1 protein-coding gene and 1 pseudogene are annotated in these 1,945 nt (G+C 64.2%); one reads left to right on the top strand and one right to left on the bottom strand.

The genetic code is table 11. The annotated features are described in order from the left end of the window. Nucleotides 1-304, bottom strand: a pseudogene (locus tag RMQ73_RS11770) (coniferyl aldehyde dehydrogenase); the annotation flags it as partial. Between the two features lie 171 nt (nt 305-475). Here RMQ73_RS11770 and RMQ73_RS11765 point away from each other — a divergent pair. Then, nucleotides 476-1,945: class I adenylate-forming enzyme family protein (locus RMQ73_RS11765; protein WP_310498442.1), on the top strand; the 1,470-nt coding region annotated here is incomplete at its 3' end.

Below are 1,945 nucleotides of genomic sequence, written 5' to 3'. Positions count from 1 at the left end.
CGCGCTTTTCCGGCTTCATCCAGCCGTCGAGGTTTTTCATCGCGTGTTTCAGGGGCTTCACCGACGCCATAATGTCGGTAACCAGGCTGAGTTCGGTCGAACGGTGGCCGAAATCCTCACTCATGGCAGCGGCGAACCGGTCCTTGTGGGTCAGCACAACGTCCAGCGCCCGCGCCAGCCGGTCCTTGCGGATGGTGTTGTCCACCGGCAGCGCAGCTGTGAAACTGGCGCGCTGCTTGTCGAGCACATCACGCATTGCTGCCGCATCACGGGCATCCCAAGCGGCGGTTGCAGTGGAGGCCATGGCGTTTTCTTTCCCGAAAAAATCTCTTGATGAAATGCAGACTAGCGGTCGATGCCTGCCGCGCATAGCCGCATGAATGCACAGGGCCGCCGACTGCTGCACAACACACCTAGCCGCCGCCACAGCTTTGCGGCATCACTTGGTCAAACACCGCCCTGGGGAGGGAAACGCATGACCAACTGGCCAGCCATGTCGATTGCACAGGCGCACGCATTGCTAACGGCGCCGGGACAGCCGCTGGAGATGGAGTCGGTGGTCATCGCCGGCCGCCCGACGCGGGTCTGGAAGAATGCACCGCCGTCGCTGGCCCATTGCTTCGCCGCCGGCCGCGCGCACGGCGACAAGGACTTCATGGTCCTCGATGACGAGCGCGTCACGTTCGAAGCATTTGCCCGCGCCACGCTGCAACTGGCAGAGCGGCTGCGTGCCGAAGGCCTGGAAAAGGGCGACCGGGTGGCCGTGGTCATGCGCAACATTCCGGAATGGCCGGTGGCATTTTATGCCGCGTCGCTGTGCGGGGCCATCGTCACGCCGCTGAATGCCTGGTGGACGGGCATGGAGCTGGAATATGGCCTGACCGACAGTGGCACGAAAATGTTGCTGATCGATAGCGAGCGGCTGGGTCGCATTGCCGAACATCTGCCGGCCTGCACCGATCTGACGCATATCTATGTGACACGCGCGTCCGAGGAAGAATTGGGCGACCCGCGCGCGCAGCGGCTTGAAGGCGTCATCGGCCAGCCGATGGACTGGGCCGCCCTGCCCGACCGGCCGACCCCCGAAATCACCCTTGTCCCCGAAGACGATGCGACGATTTTCTATACCAGCGGCACCACCGGCAAACCCAAGGGCGCGCTCGGCACGCACCGAAATATCTGTTCCAACATCATGGCCAGCGCCTGTTCGCAGGCCCGGTCGTTCCTGCGCCGGGGCGAGACGCCGCCGACCGCCGACCCCGATGCGGCGCAGAAATCGACTTTGCTGTCGGTGCCGTTCTTCCATGCCACTGGTTGCCATGCCGTGCTCAACCCGGCCTTGTTTGCCGGGGTCAAGCTGGTGCTGATGAAGAAATGGGACGTGCTGGAGGCGATGACGCTGATCGAGCGCGAGAAGATCAGCTCGGCCGGCGGCGTGCCGACGATCGCCTGGCAGATCCTCGAACATCCCGAACGCCACCGTTTCGACCTCAGCAGCCTTGAGACCGTGTCCTACGGCGGCGCACCGTCCGCGCCCGAGCTGGTTCGCCAGATCGCCGGGCAGTTCAAGGCCAAGCCCGGCAATGGCTGGGGCATGACCGAAACCAGCGCCACCTTCACCAGCCATGTCGGCGAGGATTACGAACATCGGCCCGACAGTTGCGGCCCCGCCGTGCCGGTGTGCGACCTCGAGGTTCGCGACCCGGATGGCCGTGTGTTGCCGCCGGGTTCGGTGGGCGAACTATACGGTTTCGGCCCGAACGTGGTGAAGGGCTATTGGAACAAGCCCGAAGCCAGCGCCGCCACGTTCATCGACGGCTGGGTGCGCACCGGCGACCTGGCGCGCATCGATGACGAAGGGTTCTGCTTCATCATCGACCGCGCCAAGGACATGCTGATCCGGGGCGGCGAGAACATCTATTGCGTCGAGGTCGAGAACGCCTTG

The organism is Sandarakinorhabdus sp. (genome assembly GCF_031430775.1).
In the GTDB taxonomy this organism is placed as follows: Bacteria; Pseudomonadota; Alphaproteobacteria; order Sphingomonadales; family Sphingomonadaceae; genus Sandarakinorhabdus.
The sequence above is the reverse complement of the archived record's forward strand: the minus strand, read 5'-3'. Positions and strand labels throughout refer to the sequence as shown.